16 protein-coding genes are annotated in these 16032 nt (G+C 58.9%); 10 read left to right on the top strand and 6 right to left on the bottom strand.

Translation table 11 applies throughout. The features are described from left to right. Positions 1 to 44 precede the first annotated feature (44 nt). Together guaA and D0B32_RS22960 are read left to right on the top strand one after the other, a co-directional pair. Complete coding sequence (guaA, locus tag D0B32_RS22965) at positions 45 to 1628, top strand: glutamine-hydrolyzing GMP synthase (RefSeq protein ID WP_117336803.1); 1584 nt, start codon at positions 45 to 47, stop codon at positions 1626 to 1628. A gap of 498 nt (positions 1629 to 2126) precedes the next feature. Continuing rightward, the gene (locus D0B32_RS22960; RefSeq protein ID WP_220444955.1) at positions 2127 to 3131 is read left to right on the top strand and encodes an enoyl-CoA hydratase-related protein; all 1005 of its coding nucleotides are present in this window, start codon (positions 2127 to 2129) and stop codon (positions 3129 to 3131) included. A gap of 94 nt (positions 3132 to 3225) precedes the next feature. Here the strand turns inward: D0B32_RS22960 and benD are convergent, their stop codons facing one another. The 4 genes from benD to D0B32_RS22940 are packed head-to-tail and all read right to left on the bottom strand — an operon-like array spanning position 3226 to position 6904. Further along, positions 3226 to 4002 carry a benzoate diol dehydrogenase BenD gene (gene benD / locus D0B32_RS22955; protein WP_117336587.1) on the bottom strand — a complete coding sequence of 259 codons (777 nt, stop codon included), beginning with the start codon at positions 4000 to 4002 and terminating at the stop codon, positions 3226 to 3228. Further along, a complete protein-coding gene (benC, locus tag D0B32_RS22950; protein WP_117336586.1) occupies positions 3999 to 5021 on the bottom strand; it encodes a benzoate 1,2-dioxygenase electron transfer component BenC in 1023 nt (340 codons plus the stop codon). The genes benD and benC overlap by 4 nt, the downstream gene beginning before the upstream one ends. Positions 5022 to 5060: 39 nt before the next feature. After that, entirely contained in the window at positions 5061 to 5549 is a 489-nt protein-coding gene (gene benB / locus D0B32_RS22945) for a benzoate 1,2-dioxygenase small subunit (RefSeq protein ID WP_117336585.1), read from the bottom strand. Continuing rightward, positions 5546 to 6904 (bottom strand): Rieske 2Fe-2S domain-containing protein, encoded by a 1359-nt coding sequence (locus D0B32_RS22940; RefSeq protein WP_117336584.1) that lies wholly within the window; start codon positions 6902 to 6904, stop codon positions 5546 to 5548. The genes benB and D0B32_RS22940 overlap by 4 nt, the downstream gene beginning before the upstream one ends. Before the next feature lie 170 nt (positions 6905 to 7074). Between D0B32_RS22940 and D0B32_RS22935 the strand changes: the two genes are divergently transcribed. Continuing rightward, the gene (locus D0B32_RS22935; RefSeq protein ID WP_117336583.1) at positions 7075 to 8004 is read left to right on the top strand and encodes a LysR family transcriptional regulator; all 930 of its coding nucleotides are present in this window, start codon (positions 7075 to 7077) and stop codon (positions 8002 to 8004) included. 52 nt (positions 8005 to 8056) lie between these two features. Here the strand turns inward: D0B32_RS22935 and D0B32_RS22930 are convergent, their stop codons facing one another. Continuing rightward, positions 8057 to 8962, bottom strand: a complete 906-nt coding sequence (locus D0B32_RS22930; protein WP_117336582.1) for a LysR family transcriptional regulator — start codon at positions 8960 to 8962, stop codon at positions 8057 to 8059. A gap of 100 nt (positions 8963 to 9062) precedes the next feature. Here D0B32_RS22930 and D0B32_RS22925 point away from each other — a divergent pair, with 100 nt between their 5' ends. Genes D0B32_RS22925 through D0B32_RS22900 form a run of 6 tightly spaced genes read left to right on the top strand, consistent with a single transcriptional unit; the run spans position 9063 to position 14408 of the window. Further along, positions 9063 to 9455, top strand: a complete 393-nt coding sequence (locus D0B32_RS22925; protein WP_117336581.1) for a tautomerase family protein — start codon at positions 9063 to 9065, stop codon at positions 9453 to 9455. 52 nt (positions 9456 to 9507) lie between these two features. Next, complete coding sequence (locus D0B32_RS22920) at positions 9508 to 9798, top strand: muconolactone Delta-isomerase family protein (RefSeq protein ID WP_117336580.1); 291 nt, start codon at positions 9508 to 9510, stop codon at positions 9796 to 9798. A 7-nt stretch (positions 9799 to 9805) separates the two neighbouring features. Then, a complete protein-coding gene (locus D0B32_RS22915; protein WP_117336579.1) occupies positions 9806 to 10393 on the top strand; it encodes a MarR family winged helix-turn-helix transcriptional regulator in 588 nt (195 codons plus the stop codon). A 48-nt stretch (positions 10394 to 10441) separates the two neighbouring features. Continuing rightward, positions 10442 to 10897 carry a (2Fe-2S)-binding protein gene (locus D0B32_RS22910; RefSeq protein ID WP_117336802.1) on the top strand — a complete coding sequence of 152 codons (456 nt, stop codon included), beginning with the start codon at positions 10442 to 10444 and terminating at the stop codon, positions 10895 to 10897. Then, positions 10898 to 13132, top strand: a complete 2235-nt coding sequence (locus D0B32_RS22905; protein ID WP_117336578.1) for a molybdopterin cofactor-binding domain-containing protein — start codon at positions 10898 to 10900, stop codon at positions 13130 to 13132. Positions 13133 to 13139: 7 nt separating this feature from the next. Then, positions 13140 to 14408, top strand: coding sequence for a cytochrome c (locus D0B32_RS22900; protein ID WP_117336577.1), 1269 nt, complete (start codon positions 13140 to 13142; stop codon positions 14406 to 14408). 55 nt (positions 14409 to 14463) lie between these two features. Here D0B32_RS22900 and D0B32_RS22895 read toward each other — a convergent pair whose 3' ends face one another. Continuing rightward, positions 14464 to 15081, bottom strand: a complete 618-nt coding sequence (locus D0B32_RS22895; RefSeq protein WP_259295105.1) for a MarR family winged helix-turn-helix transcriptional regulator — start codon at positions 15079 to 15081, stop codon at positions 14464 to 14466. A 139-nt stretch (positions 15082 to 15220) separates the two neighbouring features. Between D0B32_RS22895 and D0B32_RS22890 the strand changes: the two genes are divergently transcribed. Continuing rightward, positions 15221 to 15970, top strand: a complete 750-nt coding sequence (locus tag D0B32_RS22890) for an SDR family NAD(P)-dependent oxidoreductase (protein WP_117336576.1) — start codon at positions 15221 to 15223, stop codon at positions 15968 to 15970. Positions 15971 to 16032 lie beyond the last annotated feature (62 nt).

Here is a 16032-nt window from a genome sequence, read left to right as displayed (position 1 = left end):
GCGCGGCTTTCCTTATTCGTTCACTTTTGATGCCGTCCGCTGCCATGCATGACAAGATCCTGATTCTCGACTTCGGTTCGCAAGTCACCCAACTGATTGCACGTCGCGTCCGCGAGGCGAACGTGTACTCGGAAATCCATCCGTACGATGTGGACGCCGCGTTCATTCGCGACTTTGCGCCGAAGGGCGTGATCCTCTCCGGCGGCCCGAGTTCGGTCACCGAGACCGACACGCCGCGCGTACCGCAAGCGGTGTTCGAACTTGGCGTGCCGGTGCTCGGCATTTGCTACGGCATGCAGGCGATGGCCGAGCAGCTCGGCGGCAAGGTGGACAACGGCCATCTGCGCGAATTCGGTTATGCCGAAGTGCGGGCGCGCAATCATACGAGCCTGCTGGAAGGCATCAGCGATTTCACGACGCCGGAAGGCCACGGCATGTTGAAGGTGTGGATGAGCCACGGCGACAAGGTGCTGGAAATGCCGCCGGGCTTCCAGTTGATGGCGTCCACCGAATCGTGTCCGATCGCCGCGATGGCCGACGAGACGCGTCATTTCTATGGCCTGCAATGGCACCCGGAAGTCACGCACACGGTGCAGGGGCGCGCCATGCTCGAGCGCTTCGTGCTGAAGATCTGCGGCGCGCAACCCGATTGGGAGATGGGCCATTACGTCGATGAGGCGGTCGCGAAGATTCGCGAGCAGGTGGGCAAAGAGCACGTAATCCTCGGCCTCTCGGGTGGCGTGGATTCGTCGGTGGCGGCAGCGCTGCTGCATCGCGCGATTGGCGATCAACTCACGTGCGTGTTCGTCGATCACGGCCTGCTGCGTCTGAACGAAGCCGAGCAGGTGATGGCGACGTTTGCCGATCACCTTGGCGTCAAGGTGATTCACGTCGACGCGAGCGAAGTGTTTCTCTCGAAGCTCGCTGGTGTGACCGATCCCGAAGCGAAGCGCAAGATCATCGGCGCGGAATTCGTGGAAGTGTTCCAGACAGAAGCGGGCAAGCTGACGGATGCGAAGTGGCTCGCGCAGGGCACGATCTATCCGGACGTGATCGAATCGGCCGGCAAGGGCAAGAAGGCCACGCAGACCATCAAGAGCCACCACAACGTGGGCGGCTTGCCGGAGACGCTGAATCTCAAGCTGCTCGAACCGCTGCGCGAACTGTTCAAGGACGAAGTGCGCGAACTGGGCGTGAAGCTGGGTCTGCCGCCGGCGATGGTGTATCGCCACCCGTTCCCGGGCCCGGGTCTGGGCGTGCGGATTCTCGGCGAAGTGAAGCGTGATTTTGCGGATCTGCTGCGCCGCGCGGACGCGATTTTCATCGAGACGCTGCGCACCTTCATCGACAAGGAAACCGGCAAGTCATGGTACGACCTGACGAGCCAGGCCTTCGCGGTGTTCCTGCCGGTGAAGAGCGTGGGCGTGATGGGCGATGGGCGTACCTATGAGTACGTCGTGGCGTTGCGCGCCGTGCAGACGCTGGACTTCATGACTGCGCACTGGGCGCATCTGCCGCATGAACTGCTGGGCCACGTGTCGAACCGGATCATCAACGAAGTGCGGGGGATCAACCGCGTCGTGTATGACATCTCGGGAAAGCCGCCGGCGACGATTGAGTGGGAGTGAGCGCCACTGTGGTGCAACTCGATAACGTCAGGAAGTAAAGACCAAGCCCGCAATTTTGCGGGCTTTTTTTTGTTTCAATCGAGGATTCGACGAAATCTGCGCTGCGGGGTGCTTTCTTAAGACGGTGGTTTGCCGTCTGGCGTAAATGCTATCTTGGTGATGCATTAAGCGCTTTAGAGACGTATGAAGATGGCACATGCCGACCCCTCACGCTCCTTTCGCGGGCGGCCTTCGGGCAACCTTGATTAGTGACGCCAAGGCGTCGCCCGCAGTAACGCTTACCGTCCCAGATTGATTGGTCGCACCAATCGTTTGTCCGCTTCGCCGTTCAGAAATGAAGTATCGTTACCTGATTGGATCAGCGCGGCTATCGCTTCTTTAATCCACACCGGACAACTGTAAAACGTACCGTGCCGGTACTATTAAATTCGCTATCCTAAACGATTATCGAACCAAGCCCCGTCCCCGGACAAATCGCAACGCAATAGAACAGTTGCCATGACCGGGGAAGCGCTGCTGCACGAAACTTCTATCTGCATTGAAAGGACATTCAGTATGGACAATGACGTAACCCTCGACCGTCGAACGTTGCTCCGAGGGGTGGCCGCGCTTGGCGGCATGCTGGCGCTTCCGGCGCTCAGCGTTGCCACGGAGCAATCGTCCAGCAGCGCTGTCGCGCAGAGTGCCGAACCCACCACGCTTCGGGACGTACCTCTTTCGCCCGCGGCGAAGTTGACCATCGAGCGCCGCGGCGCCATCGTCCTGATCGGGTTTAACCGTCCGTACATTCAGAACCGGGTGGATCCCGAGACCTTCACAGCGCTGGCCAAAGCCTATTACGAATACGACAACGATCCGTCGCTGCGCGCGGCCGTCCTGTTCGGCCACGGCGACAATTTCTCCCGCGGCATCGACGTCGACGCATTTGCCGAACTGGCCCGCAGCCAGAAGCCCTTGGTCAGCGGACCCGGTTATATCGACCCGCTGGCGAAAGGGCAGCGCCTGTCGAAACCCCTGATCGCGGTCGTCCACGGCGATACCTGGAATCTGGGACATGAATTGAACCTGGTCGCTGATATCCGGATTGCCGCTGCGAATACGCGCTATGGCCAGGACGAAAACACGCACGGTCGTTTCCCCGGAAGCGGTTCCACCATTCGCTTTGTTCACGAGGTGGGTTGGGGCAATGCGATGAGATACATGCTCACCGGCGACCACTGGACCGCCGAAGACTCGTATCGAATGGGCGAGGCTCAGGAAGTGCTGCCCACCCCTCAAGCGGCGCTCGATCGTGCCGTCGAGATCGCCAACAAGATCGCTGCGTGCGGACCACTTGGCATCAAGATGACGCTCACATCCGCGCATCTGGTCATTGATCCTGTACAGGCAGACGCGCTAATGAAGCTGGATGAACAATACGGCGCGCTGTATCACACGCAGGACTTTCTCGAAGGCCGCAGAGCGGAGGCGGAAGGGCGAAAACCCGTGTACGTTGGGAAATAAACGGGTCGTTCAAGCAGGCACAAAATGTGATGGTGGTCTAGCCAAAAGATAAAGAGTACTAACTGAATCTCGAACCGCCATTCACTTACAACGCCTACCCATTGTCGCCGCCCGACACGGGCAACACGGCGCCCGTAATATAGGCTGCTTCGTCGGAGGCAAGAAACAGAATCGGCGCAATCTGCTCTTCAATTGTGCCGTAGCGTTTGAAGAAGGTCGATTCAGTGACTTGCCGCGTCGCTTCGGCCATCCATCTCTTCTCTTGTTCACTGTCTCCTGCGGCATTGCGTGGTACGCGTCTCGGCGGAGCCTCGGTTCCCCCCGGCGCCGCGGCGACCACGCGGATGCCGTGCTCGCCATACTCCATGGCGAGGCACTGGGTCATGGCGTTGACGCCGCCCTTGGCAGCCGAATACGGTACGCGGCGAATACCTCGGGTCGCATTCGAAGAAATATTGACGATGGTGCCGCGGCCTTGCGCGAGCATATGAGGAAGTACCGCGTGACACGCGTACAGCGTCGGCATCAGCGAGCGGCGGATTTCTGCGTCAATCTGAGCCGGCTCGAATTCGGCGTACGGCCGCATTCGAATCGCACCGCCCACGCCGTTGATGAGAATATCAATGCGACCAAACTTCTCGACAGCGTAAGCCATCGTGGCTGCCGCGCCGTCATAGGTTTCCATGTCAGCAACAAAGCCGGCGGTATCGGCACAATGCGCTTCGGCGGCGACCTCTGGGACGAATGCGGCACGATCGACAAACAGCACTTTTGCGCCTTCGGCCGCCGCGCGTAGCGCCACGCCGCGGCCGATGCCCTGCGCCGCTCCGGTCACCACCATCACCTTGCCTTCGAATCGCTGTGCCATCACGCAAGCTCCGGGGTAGCGTTGGGCGTGAACTTCTCATAGTGGAAGCTACGGGGCACTACGCCGTTATCGTCGAAGTATTTGCGGACCGCATCGACCATCGGCGGGGGACCGCAAAGATAAACGTCCACGTCACCGTCGTTCAGACACGCGGCGGGCATGTGCTGCGTCACCCAACCCTTGCGGGGATGACGCGATGCGTCTTCCGCAACGACGGTGCTGAACGTAAAGTTCGGCAGCTTCGCCGCGTATGCTTCGATAGCGTCGACCTGAACGAGATCGAGGTCGCGCGTGACGCCGTAAATCAGATGGACTTTCTGTTGCGAGTTCGCCCGCACGAGCACTTCGAGCATCGAGAGGAATGGCGCCAGACCTGTTCCGCCCGCCAGAAAGAGCAATGGACGTTCCACCGCGCGCAGATAGAAGCTGCCAAGCGGGCCAGTCAATTCCACCTCGTGGCCGGGGCGGGCGGCCTCCAGCCAGGTACTCATTACGCCGCCGGGAATCTTCTTGATGAGGAAGCTGATTCGGGATTCGCCGGGCGCCGACGAGAACGAATAGGAGCGGTGCTGGCCGCTTCCAGGAACGTCGATGTTGACGTACTGCCCAGCAAGGAAGACAGGCGGGAGACCTGCCACGTCCAGTTCGAGAACCACCGCGGCGTCATTGTGCGGTTCGACTTTTGTGACCGTGGCGGCGAATTTGCTTTGTTGGGTCTTGCACGCTGTCGACGATGCCGGCACGGCGATGACGCAGTCGCTCTGCGGCACCATTTGACACGTCAGCACGAGACCGCTGGTTTTCTCGTCGTCGCTCAGGGCATCGTCGATATAATCGTCACCCAGGTCGTAGCTGCCGCTCTCTGCGCGGCATTTGCAGGTCCCGCACACGCCGTCGGAGCAATCCATCGGCAGGTTGATTTTGGCGCGGAACGCGGCATCGAGCACCTTTTCGCCGGCCTTGCATTTGATAAAGCGCGTCACTCCGTCTTCGAAATTCAGCGCAATGTTATAGCTGGACATGTTGCCTCCTGATTCCTTGTCTCACTCCGACCCGTGACATCAAACGTGGTACACGTCGAGCACCTGGCGGATATAGTCGTTCTTTAGCGAAATCGTTTTGCGTGCAATGAGCAAACGGTCGTCGACCTTGCGAAAGGTCACGCAGATGGTGCCGAAGAACTGATCGGTGATCCTGTACCGATGATTCAACGTGTTGAAGTTGTAGCGAACGTCGACTTCGCTATCACGCTCGGCGAGCACTTCGACATTGGTGACGTTGTGGCTGGTACGCGGTTCGGGCATTGATGCGCCGCTTCGCTCGGTCTTGATACGGAACACACGGTCTTCGAGGCCGCCGCGATCCGGGTAATACATCAACGAGATCTGGCTGTGCGGGTCGTCGGTGAGCTTGTCGTCGTCGTCCCATGCCGGCATCCAGTAGATGACGTCTTCGGTGTAACACGCCAGCCATTCGTCCCACTGACGGTCATCCAGGAAACGCGCCTCGCGGTAGAGGGCGCTACAGATGGTCTGGTAGTCGATGCTCATGCCGTTGCCTCTGCCTGTTCTTTACGCAGGGCTTCGCGCATCACCTGCACCCAGTATTCGTGCTGAACCACGAAAAGACCCTCGTCCTCGCTGCGCTCGCCCGAGATGAGCGGATTCAGACCCATGCCTTGCGCGTTTTCATCAGGACCGTGGACCCAGAGCGGTGCGCCGCGTGAGAGGTCATTCCACATTGAAGTCGTGTTGGCATAACCCGTCTGACACGCCCGGAATTCTTCGAGGTCGTCGCTCGTCCCCATGCCCGAAACATTGAAGAAGTCTTCGTACTGACGAATGCGAATGGCGCGGCTTTCGGCGCTTTCCCCTTTTGGCGCGAAGCAGAATATGCTCACTTCGGTCTTGTCGACGCCGAGGGGACGAACCACGCGAATCTGCGTGCTGAACTGGTCCATCAAGAAGACATTCGGATACAGGCACAGGTTGCGTGTCTGATTGACGATGTAGTTCGCCTTGTCCGCGCCGACCCGCGCTGCAATTTCTTCGCGGTGCTCATAGACCGGCCGCACTTCAGGATTCATCGTCTGGGTCCAGAGCAGGATGTGGCCGTGCTCGAAGCCATAGACGCCTGCGACGGATTTGCTCCAGCCGTTGGCGTCCACCGCTTTGGTCCCTTCAACCTTGCGCCGGCCCATCGTGGCCGAATAATTCCAGTGCACGGTGCTGACGTGATAACCATCGCAGCCGTTCTCCATTTGCATCTTCCAGTTGCCGTCGTAGATATACGAGGAATTGCCGCGTAACACTTCGAGGCCATCTGGAGCCTGTGAGACGATTTGATCGATGATGACCTTGGTCTCGCCCAGGTACTGCTCGAGCGGCATGACTTCTTCGCTCAAACTACCGAACAGGAAGCCGCGATAATTTTCAAACCGAGCGACCTTCTTCAGATCGTGCGAGCCTTGCTGGTTGAATTGAATCGGGTACTCCGTGGTCTTCTCGTCCTTCACCTTCAGAAGCTTGCCCGCGTTGGAGAAGGTCCACCCGTGAAACGGACACGTAAAGCTGCCCTTGTTGCCATGTTTGCGCCGGCAGAGCATCGCACCTTTGTGCGCGCAGGCGTTGATCACAGCGTGCAGTTCGCCGGCCTTGTCACGCGTGATGACAACGGGTTGGCGACCCATCCACGTCGTGTAGTAGTCGTTGTTGTTCGGCACCTGGCTTTCATGCGCCAGATAGACCCAGTTGCTCTCGAAGATGTGTTTCATCTCGAGTTCATACAGATCGGCGTTGGTAAAGATGTCGCGGCGGCAGCGGAACACGCCGTTTTCCTTGTCGTCCTGCACGGCGTGGTCAAGCAAATCCTGCACTTCCGTCAGTGCGAACCCGTTGATGCTCATGTCTGCTCCTTTCCTCTGATGCTTGCGGGTAGCCCTTGTTCGTGCGTTATTCCGTATATGCCTGTAAGGTATAAGCTAACGGCGAAGCGAGCCTTGACATCAGAGTAGTGGAGGCGGAAGCGCCTGGTCCAAGACCGTTTTAGTATCGACCTATACCCTGGAGGTATCGTATGGAGCTGCGGCATCTGCGCTACTTCGTGGCCGTGGCGGAAGAGCGCAATTTCACGCGCGCAGCGCAGCGTCTGCATATCGCGCAGCCACCGCTCAGCCGCCAGATTCAACAACTCGAAGAACTACTGGGCGTGCAGCTTTTCGAGCGCGATTCACGCCCGCTGAAGCTCACGGAGACCGGCAAGTTCTTCTATGAGCACGCGGTGCAGTTGTTGGCGAAAACGTCTGAGCTGGAATCCATGACAAGGCGTGTTGGCAACATCGAGCGCAGCCTGTCCATTGGTTTCGTGGCGTCCACGCTCTATGGCCTGCTGCCAAAAATCATCCGTCGATTCAGGGACGAGAACCCTACGGTCGAACTCAGCCTCCACGAATTGCCGACAACGGACCAGATACGCGCGCTCAAGGAAGGCAGCATTGATATAGGTTTTGGCCGCATTCGTCTGGAGGATGCAAACATCCGGCGCGTGGTGCTAAGAGAAGAGAAAATGATTGTCGCGTTTCCTTTGGGGCACCCACTGGCGCTCGCCAGCCCGGTCTCGGCGCTTCGGGACCTCGTCAACGAGACCCTCATCATCTACCCCAAAACACCGCGCCCAAGCTACGCGGACCAGGTGCTCTCAGCGTTCCAGGACCGCGGACTCAAGCCGCGCAAAATCTACGAGGTACGCGAGATACAGATCGCCTTGGGTCTGGTGGCCGCGGGAGAGGGAATTTCCATTGTCCCGAGCAGCGTGTATGGACTGAAGCGGGACGACGTCAGCTATCAGGAACTCGACGATCCAACGCTGGTGTCGCCCATCATCATGAGTACGCGGGCAAAGGACGAGTCGCGTGATATCAGCGAAATGCTCAGTCTGATTTATCGGCTGTACGAGGAGGAGCACATCCCCCACGTTCCACGGATGGACAAGACCAGGATGGGCTGAGTCGTTGCTCGAGAAGTCGTTGTGATGCGACCGGCCGTGCGCTCGCGCGGAATTACTGCGGTGATTGCCTGCTCTCGAATGAGGCGACCAGTCTGTCACCGAGGTAGTCGACCGCGCGCTTCAGATTCCCCAGGTTCTGTGGGGCAACCAGCCATATGTTGAGCCTTGGTGCAAAACGGGTGACGTTCACCACTTCAAGGCGTTGATTCCAGGCGCTGTGCTCGAGAACAGGCTTGGGAACGAGCCCCAAGCCGAGTCCCGACGCAATCAGTTGCAACTGCATCTCGCTCCCATAGGTATCGGCGCGCACGTTCAGCGAGAATCCCGCCGCTTCCACGGCGTTTTCCAGTGCAGCACGGTAGCCGCAGCCTTCCGGGTTGAGTATCCATTCCTGACCGGTGATTTTGGCGAACGTCGCATTGGCGGGAACCAGCGGGCGTTCTCTGCTCTGTACCACGACAAGTTCCAGCGCGGCCACGTAGCGGTTGGCGTGGCCCTCCAACGGAGGGGCGTTTCGTGGAGTCATGACTGCCGCGACGTCGAGTTCGCTTGCCATCAACAGGCGTACGAGGTTTGGGCTCCAATCGGCTCGCAACGTGACATGCAGATCTGGAAACGCATCTCTCATCGTGGTGAGAGCGTCGAACAGGACGATGTCCGCAATGCCCTGAGGCAGCCCAAATCGCAGCCTGCCAGTCGGATCGCCGTCCTCGCTGGTGACGTGCATGAGGCGCTCGAATGCGAGCAACAGTGGCGCCGCGTGTTCCTGGACGCGGTGAGCCAGTGCCGTGGGCCGCGGGGGCTTCGAATCCCGGTCGAATAGCTGCGCGCCGAGCGCCTCTTCGAGGCGCTGGATGCGTTTCGAAATGGTGGACTGCGTGACACAAAGCTTCTGCGCTGCACGCGTAAGCGAAGCTTCTTCGACCACGGCCATGAACGATTTCAGCTCATCTATCATTATTCCGATCCTTCATCATAGACAGTCGAATTATTCGCTTTCGGAAGTCTTGTGCCAAGTCTAATATACATTCTCTTTCGACACATCCCCGGAGGCTCACATGCCACTCGTTCGGATCGATATTTCCAGAAGCGCCTCGCTGCATGATGCACAAGCGGTGGGCGAGGTTGTCTATGACGCGATGGTCAAAGTCGCCAACGTGCCGCCAAACGACAAGTTTCAGGTCATCACGCGGCACGAAGCGGGTGAGGTCGTCTACCCGGCAGACGGTTACCTCGGCATCCAGTATTCGCCGTCCATCGTCATTATCCAGGTCACCTGGAACGCGGGCCGGTCGATCGAAGTGAAAAAGGCCTTCTACGCCGCGGTCGCGAATGGTGTCCACGAAAAGACGGGGATTCGCAAGGAAGATGTTTTCATCAACCTTGTCGATGTCGCCCGGGAAAACTGGTCTTTCGGCAACGGTGAAATGCAATACGCGCCGACTGAGTAAGGTGGTCACGCGACAGAAGTCGTCAAGTCATCCAAGCTAAGGAGTCTTAATCATGCAATTCATGGTCTCTATCAATTTGAACCCCGAGAAGGCGAAAGCTGCACCCTCGAAAGACCTCGCCGAGGCGGAAGCGCAGGTCGTGCGCGGCTTTTACATGGATGGCCTCGTCAGGCAGATCTGGGTACGCGCTGACGGCAGCGGCGCAATTATTCTCGCGGAAGCCGAGTCGGCTGAGATTGCGGCGAAACAGCTTGCTGAACTGCCGCTCGTTCGCGAGGGCATCCTGCTGGCACCCGAGGTCGTGGCGCTGGCGCCTTACTTCGGCTTTGCGCCGCGCGCTTGAGCGCATCATGCATCACCACGCTGAAAGTGTCCCGGATGGCGATGCAAATGATCCGCCTGACGCCACTCGACTGACGAGAAATGTGGGCTTTCTGCTTGGCCGGGCGAGGCTCAGGTTGTCCACTTTGACCAACAGAAAGCTGGGCAACGAGTTGGGTATCAGCAACGTTCAGGCGATCCTTCTTTTCATGGTCGCAACGGGTGAGGCGGCTTCCATGAAAGCGCTGGCGCAGAGCAGTGGCATGGACATGGCAAGCACCTCGCGAACCGTCGCAACACTGGAAGCACGCGGTTTGATCGAGCGGGTCCGCGCAAGCTCGGACCGCAGAGTGACGCGCTTGCAGTTGACCGTGTCGGGAAGACTGCTTGCCGAGCGCTTCCCGACAATCCTGGATGAGGTTGTCGATACCGCGCTTCAGTCGTTTGATGCTGTCAGAAAGCATGCACTGCGTGACATGCTCGAAGACCTGATTCTAGGTTTGAAGGACAGCGAGCGAGAATTCACGCCTCGCGCTTCAACCACGATCGCCGTACCCAAGGTCAACCTGCGTGAGAGCAAGACTGAGCGCTCCTTTTTGATTGCCACGATGGAATAGATGCACATACATCGAATCGGGGAAATCTCACTTCACTAGAGAATGAACATGCTCGACCTTACGGTTAACGGAAAGAAGATCGCGGTAACGGCATCGCCTGATACGCCGCTGCTGTGGGTGCTGCGCGACGAAATCGGCCTGACTGGAACCAAGTTTGGTTGCGGCATTGCGCAATGCGGCGCCTGCACCGTGCATCTGAATGGCGAGGCTGCACGCGCTTGCGTAACGCCAATTGGATCGGTCGGTGCGCGGAATGTCACGACCATTGAAGCGATTGGCAATACGACCGTAGGTGCCCGGGTTCAGGCTGCGTGGCTTTCCGAAGATGTCGTGCAATGCGGGTACTGTCAATCTGGTCAGGTTATGTCCGCGACTGCGCTGCTGCAAGACAATCCCCATCCAACCGATGCAGACATCGATGCGGCTATGGCGGGAAATATATGCCGATGTGGCACGTATCATCGCATCCGGTCCGCGATCAAGCTCGCTGCCAAGGTGATCTGAATGGACGAGACAGTCAGTCCGGCGAAAGCCGACGCCGTCTTCCGGTCCGGCAGGCGCAGCTTCCTGAAGTTCGGCATCTCGGTCGGGCTGACTGGAGCAGGTTCACTCCTCCTCGGTATGAGTATTCCGGCGGCGAAGGGTGAAGGGGTGGCGAACCGTGATTCCGTTGATATCGAAGACGACGAGGCGCCCGTGGCGCCTGACGAAGCCTTCTTTCCCAATGCCTTCATCAGAATCGACAAATCCAGTCGCGTCACGCTGATCATGCCGAAGGTGGAAATGGGCCAGGGCACGTACACGTCCATCCCGATGTTGATTGCTGAAGAGCTGGAAGTGGGATTGGAAGGTCTCGTGCTCGAGCATGCTCCCCCGAATGATGTGTTGTACGGCGACGCACTACTGAGCGGGCAGTTGACGGGCGGCTCGACGTCAATGCGCTACGCGTGGAAACCCATGCGTCAAGCGGGTGCCGTTGCCCGGACCCTGCTCATCAAGGCCGCATCTCAGCGATGGTCCGTCGGTGAGGACGAGTGCTACGCGGAAATGGGCGAGGTGATTCACAAGCCGACGCAACGGCGCGTCAGATACGGCCAACTCGTCGAACGCGCGGCACGTCTGCCTGCACCTCAAAACGTTGCGTTCAAACCGCCGTCCAGTTACCGCTTGATCGGCAAGCCTACCAGCAGACTGGATTCGTCGATCAAGGTGAATGGACAGGCCATCTATGGGATCGACGTACGTTTGCCTGACATGGCACATGCTGCAATCGTCAATTGCCCCGTTTTCGGCGGAACCGTGGGTACCGTCGACGAAGCGGCGGCGCACAAGATTGATGGCGTGCTGCGCGTGATAAAAGTCGACAACGCGGTAGCGGTGGTGGGCACCAATACCTGGTCGGCTAAACGTGGGGCTTCGGCGCTCGATGTGCAATGGAACGAGGGAAGTGGCGCCAATGTCTCTACGGAGATGATCGTTGATGACTTGCGTAAAGCCTCGACGCGTCCAGGCGTCGTCGCGAGGAAGGATGGCGACGTACGGGCAGCCTTTGCCAACGCACACAAGCGACTCGACGTGGTCTACCAGCAGCCGTTTCTCTCACACGCGCCCATGGAGCCCGTCAACTGCACTGTGCATGTGAGCGCAGACCGGTGCGAAATCTGGGTCGGTACTCAGGTTCCAGCGCGGGCAGCAGATACCGTCGCGCGCATCACGGGCTTGCCGCTCGACCGCATCACGGTGCACAACCATCTCCTTGGGGGAGGATTCGGTCGGCGGCTGGACACAGACTTCATCGCTCAGGCAGTCAAGGTGGCGATGTCCATCGACCAGCCAGTCAAAGTCTTCTGGACGCGAGAAGAAGACATTCAGCACGATATGTATCGTCCCTGCTACTACGATGCCATCTCCGCTGCGTTGGACGCCAGCGGCAAACCTGTCGGGTGGACACATCGGATTGTCGGGTCCTCAATCGTTGCGCGATTCCGGCCAAAGGCGTTCAAAAATGGACTGGATCCTGACGCCGTCAAAGTCTCGGCAGAGTTGCCGTACGACATCCCCAATCAGTTGATCGAATACGTGCGGCAAGAGCCGTATCACGTTCCCACGGCTTTCTGGCGAGGTGTCGGTCCCACGCGCGGGACCTTCGTTGTCGAAAGCTTTATCGACGAACTGGCGAAGCTCGCTGAGGTCGATCCGGTGCAGTACCGTAGCCGCTTGTTGGGCAAAGCGCCACGTGCGCTTAACGTTCTTCAGGTCGCGGCGAAGGAGGCTGGTTGGGGCAAGCCGCTTCCCGAGGGAACGGGTATGGGTGTATCCGTGATGCGCGAGTTCGGCAGCTTTATCAGCATCGTGGCCACGGTGTCCGTGAATGAGCGGGGCGAGGTTGCCGTCAATCGCATCGTGTGTGCGGTTGACTGCGGTGTCGCGATCAATCCTCGAACTATCGAGGCGCAAGTCCAGGGCGGCGTCATCTTTGGCATTACAGCCGCCTTGTATGGCGAGATCACCATCAAGCGTGGGCGGGTCGAACAAAGCAATTTTGCGGACTACCGGATCTTGCGCATCCACGAGATTCCTCCGGTAGAAGTGCATATCGTTAGCAGCAGCGAGGCGCCGGGAGGCATGGGAGAGGTGGGTACGGCAGCGCTTGCTGCTGCACTGTGTAACGCAATCTTTGCGGCAACCGGGAAGCGGATACGGACGCTTCCTGTCGGCACGCAACTCGCGGCCGCATGAGGTTGTCATGTTCAAGACACTAGCCGCATGGCTTGCGGTATCCATTCCAATGATCTGTCATGCGGCAGGTTCGGATGATCCGCAAAGCGCGCTCATTGCGCGTGGCCAATACCTGGCCAGAGTCGGCGATTGCATCGCCTGTCACTCAGCGCCGAGTGGGAAATCGTTCGCCGGTGGACTGCCTATGGCAACACCGCTGGGTACGGTGTACTCGACCAATATCACGCCGGACCCGTCAACGGGTATTGGAAAGTGGAGCAGACAGGACTTCGAGCGTGCTTTGCGCGAAGGCGTCTCCAAAGATGGCCACAACCTTTATCCCGCGATGCCGTATCCCTCGTACGCGAAGATTCAAAGCAAGGACGTCGACGCACTGTACGCCTACTTCATGGCCGGCGTTGCGCCCGTCAAGCAAGCCAACCGTCCCTCGGATATACCGTTTCCCTTGAATGCGAGGTGGCCCCTCAAAGTGTGGAACCTGTTTTTCCTCCAGAACGATAGCTATCAGATCAAGGATAGTAAGAGCGTAGAGTGGAATCGTGGCGCATACCTGGTGCAGGGACTCGGACACTGCGGAGCTTGCCATACGCCTAGAGGCGTGGGCTTTCAGGAGAAGGCGCTGGATGAGAACGGCGATTCGTATCTGACGGGTGCGGCCGAGGACAACTGGTTTGCTTCGAATATCACCGGATCGCATTGGGACGGTTTGGCCGACTGGTCCGAGGCTGACATCGTGTCATTCCTCAAGAATGGTGCAAACCACCACGCGTCCGCGTTTGGTGCGATGACGGAGGTCATCAACAACAGCACCCAGGGCCTCACGGATCGCGATGCTGCCGATATCGCGATCTACCTGAAATCACTCGGTTCCAGCAGTGCGAATGCCGTTAGCAAAGATGCGAGCGCCGACACGATTGCGTCGTTGAACAAGCCCGCTGCGAACTCGGGCGCGATGATCTACCGGACGTTTTGCATGCACTGTCACGGCGTTGACGGGAAGGGCGACGCGCCCTTGCTCGCGCCGCTGGCAGGCAACCCGAACTTGATGTCATCTGATCCGGTGTCGTTGATCAACGTTACGTTGAATGGCACACCTAACCTTGTGATCGATGGTGTGCCTGCTGCGTATCCGATGCCGAAGTTTGGCACTGTCCTCGACGACCGGCAGATTGCGGAAGTCCTGACATTCATGCGTGCAGGGTGGGGCAACGACGGCACCCGTGTGGACGAGGCCCAGGTCGCAAAGACGAGGAAGGCGACGGCGGTCGTCCGTTGATTGCGTCGCGGCTTTCTCGCCGGCGGCGCGGTGGAGCGACGGGGTCTTTTAGTTTTTAGGGCGCGCCGGTGTCCTGCGACAGAAGTTCGTCATAGGCGGCGAGGAAGCTGTCGGAAGCAACTCTGTCGGCGAGGGTTCGGAGGGCGGCGGCCGATTCGCTGCCGAGGACCTTTTCGACACGCTGATTGACGGTGGACCAGTGCAGATCCGCTGCGTGTAGACGTTCGGTACCCGAGGCTGTCAGGGCGACACGCTTCGCTCGTCCGTCCTGCGCATCGGGCCGTAATTCGACCAGGCCCTCGCGCACCAGCGGTTTTAACGCGTGTGTCAACGCGGAAATCTGAATGGCCAGGTTCGACGCCAGCTCCTGCAGGGTGGGGGGGGTGCCGTGGTTGCCGGTCGTGAGTCGATCGAGCCCCGCCAATAACCCCGCCTGGGTGGCCTTCAGCCCGACGGCGGCAAATGCCGCATCGTAGAGATTGCCGAGCCGCCGCGCCGCCCGTCGCACAGCCGTATTCGTGCACACCGGTTCCGCAAAGAGGTCGATCTCGGCGGATTCCAGCGTGGTTGCGTCACCTTTCAAAATCATTTCTCCCAGCATTTTTTGCATAGTAGAAGAATAGTTGAGCACAAAAGCATTGACAAGTGCGCGTTCCGAATTATACTTGAGCACTCAAGTAGTTCGATGGTTTGTTCGCCGGCATGCGCAGACAGCGATGTCTGCGGGGATGCCGAGAAGTGGGAGGGCGCGAACGCAACCGTGTCTACCCGTCGCTTACGTTTGGGACTGAATTCAACATTTAGGAGTATTTATGAAACTCGCGGGAAAAATTGCTCTTGTTACCGGCGCTAACTCGGGTATCGGATTTGCCACCGCCAAAACACTCATCGAGCAAGGTGCGGAACGCGTGTATATCACCGGCCGTCGCAAGGATGAACTCGCGCAAGCTGCCGCCTCACTGGGTGAGCGTGCTGTCGCCGTGCAGGGGGACGTCACGAGCCAGGCTGATCTAGACCGGCTTTATGAGCAGGTAAAGGCTGAAGTCGGTCATCTGGACATCGTCTTCGCAAATGCAGGGTTCGCGGCATTCTCGCCCCTTGGTGGTCTCACCGAAGAGCACGTCGATGGTCTCCTGAACACCAACGTCAAGGGCGTGATCTGGACGGTTCAAAAGGCGCTGCCGCTGATGCGTTCGGGTGGATCGATCATCCTGTCCGCCTCTATCGTCGCGAGCAAGGGTTTCGCCAACTGGAGCATCTACAGCGCGACCAAGGCCGCCGTGCGCTCATTTGCGCGGACCTGGGCATCGGATCTGAAAGGTCGCAATATCCGCGTGAATGCGGTGAGCCCGGGTGTGGTCGTGACCCCTGGCCACGACAAGACTGGCGCGAGCAAAGATGATCTTGCCGGGTTCTTTGGTTTCGCCGCGAGCATTACGCCCCTCGGCCGCACCGGAAACGATACGGAAATTGCGAATGTCGTCGCGTTCCTCGCGTCCGACGACAGCAGCTTTGTGACGGGCAGCGAAATCTTCGTGGATGGCGGAATCGCACAGATCTGATTGCGATATGAACACCTGTTCTGGTGAACGCTGCCAGGACGGGTGAGTCTATGCAAGGCCTT

This window comes from Paraburkholderia sp. DHOC27, from assembly GCF_003429005.1.
Classification (GTDB): domain Bacteria; phylum Pseudomonadota; class Gammaproteobacteria; order Burkholderiales; family Burkholderiaceae; genus Paraburkholderia.
Note: the sequence above shows the minus strand (reverse complement) of the source record. Positions and strands in the feature narration are given on the sequence as shown.

What these genes read in the sequence shown, in the direction of transcription:
- D0B32_RS22890 (WP_117336576.1), top strand. Translation starts at nt 15,221, where the DNA reads ATGAAACTCGCGGGAAAAATTGCTCTTGTTACCGGCGCTAACTCGGGT.
- D0B32_RS22915 (WP_117336579.1), top strand. Translation starts at nt 9,806, where the DNA reads ATGCATCACCACGCTGAAAGTGTCCCGGATGGCGATGCAAATGATCCG.
- D0B32_RS22925 (WP_117336581.1), top strand. Translation starts at nt 9,063, where the DNA reads ATGCCACTCGTTCGGATCGATATTTCCAGAAGCGCCTCGCTGCATGAT.
- D0B32_RS22930 (WP_117336582.1), bottom strand. Translation starts at nt 8,962, where the DNA reads ATGATAGATGAGCTGAAATCGTTCATGGCCGTGGTCGAAGAAGCTTCG.
- D0B32_RS22900 (WP_117336577.1), top strand. Translation starts at nt 13,140, where the DNA reads ATGTTCAAGACACTAGCCGCATGGCTTGCGGTATCCATTCCAATGATC.
- D0B32_RS22910 (WP_117336802.1), top strand. Translation starts at nt 10,442, where the DNA reads ATGCTCGACCTTACGGTTAACGGAAAGAAGATCGCGGTAACGGCATCG.
- D0B32_RS22905 (WP_117336578.1), top strand. Translation starts at nt 10,898, where the DNA reads ATGGACGAGACAGTCAGTCCGGCGAAAGCCGACGCCGTCTTCCGGTCC.
- D0B32_RS22935 (WP_117336583.1), top strand. Translation starts at nt 7,075, where the DNA reads ATGGAGCTGCGGCATCTGCGCTACTTCGTGGCCGTGGCGGAAGAGCGC.
- benC (WP_117336586.1), bottom strand. Translation starts at nt 5,021, where the DNA reads ATGTCCAGCTATAACATTGCGCTGAATTTCGAAGACGGAGTGACGCGC.
- D0B32_RS22920 (WP_117336580.1), top strand. Translation starts at nt 9,508, where the DNA reads ATGCAATTCATGGTCTCTATCAATTTGAACCCCGAGAAGGCGAAAGCT.
- guaA (WP_117336803.1), top strand. Translation starts at nt 45, where the DNA reads ATGCATGACAAGATCCTGATTCTCGACTTCGGTTCGCAAGTCACCCAA.
- D0B32_RS22960 (WP_220444955.1), top strand. Translation starts at nt 2,127, where the DNA reads ATGACCGGGGAAGCGCTGCTGCACGAAACTTCTATCTGCATTGAAAGG.
- benB (WP_117336585.1), bottom strand. Translation starts at nt 5,549, where the DNA reads ATGAGCATCGACTACCAGACCATCTGTAGCGCCCTCTACCGCGAGGCG.
- D0B32_RS22940 (WP_117336584.1), bottom strand. Translation starts at nt 6,904, where the DNA reads ATGAGCATCAACGGGTTCGCACTGACGGAAGTGCAGGATTTGCTTGAC.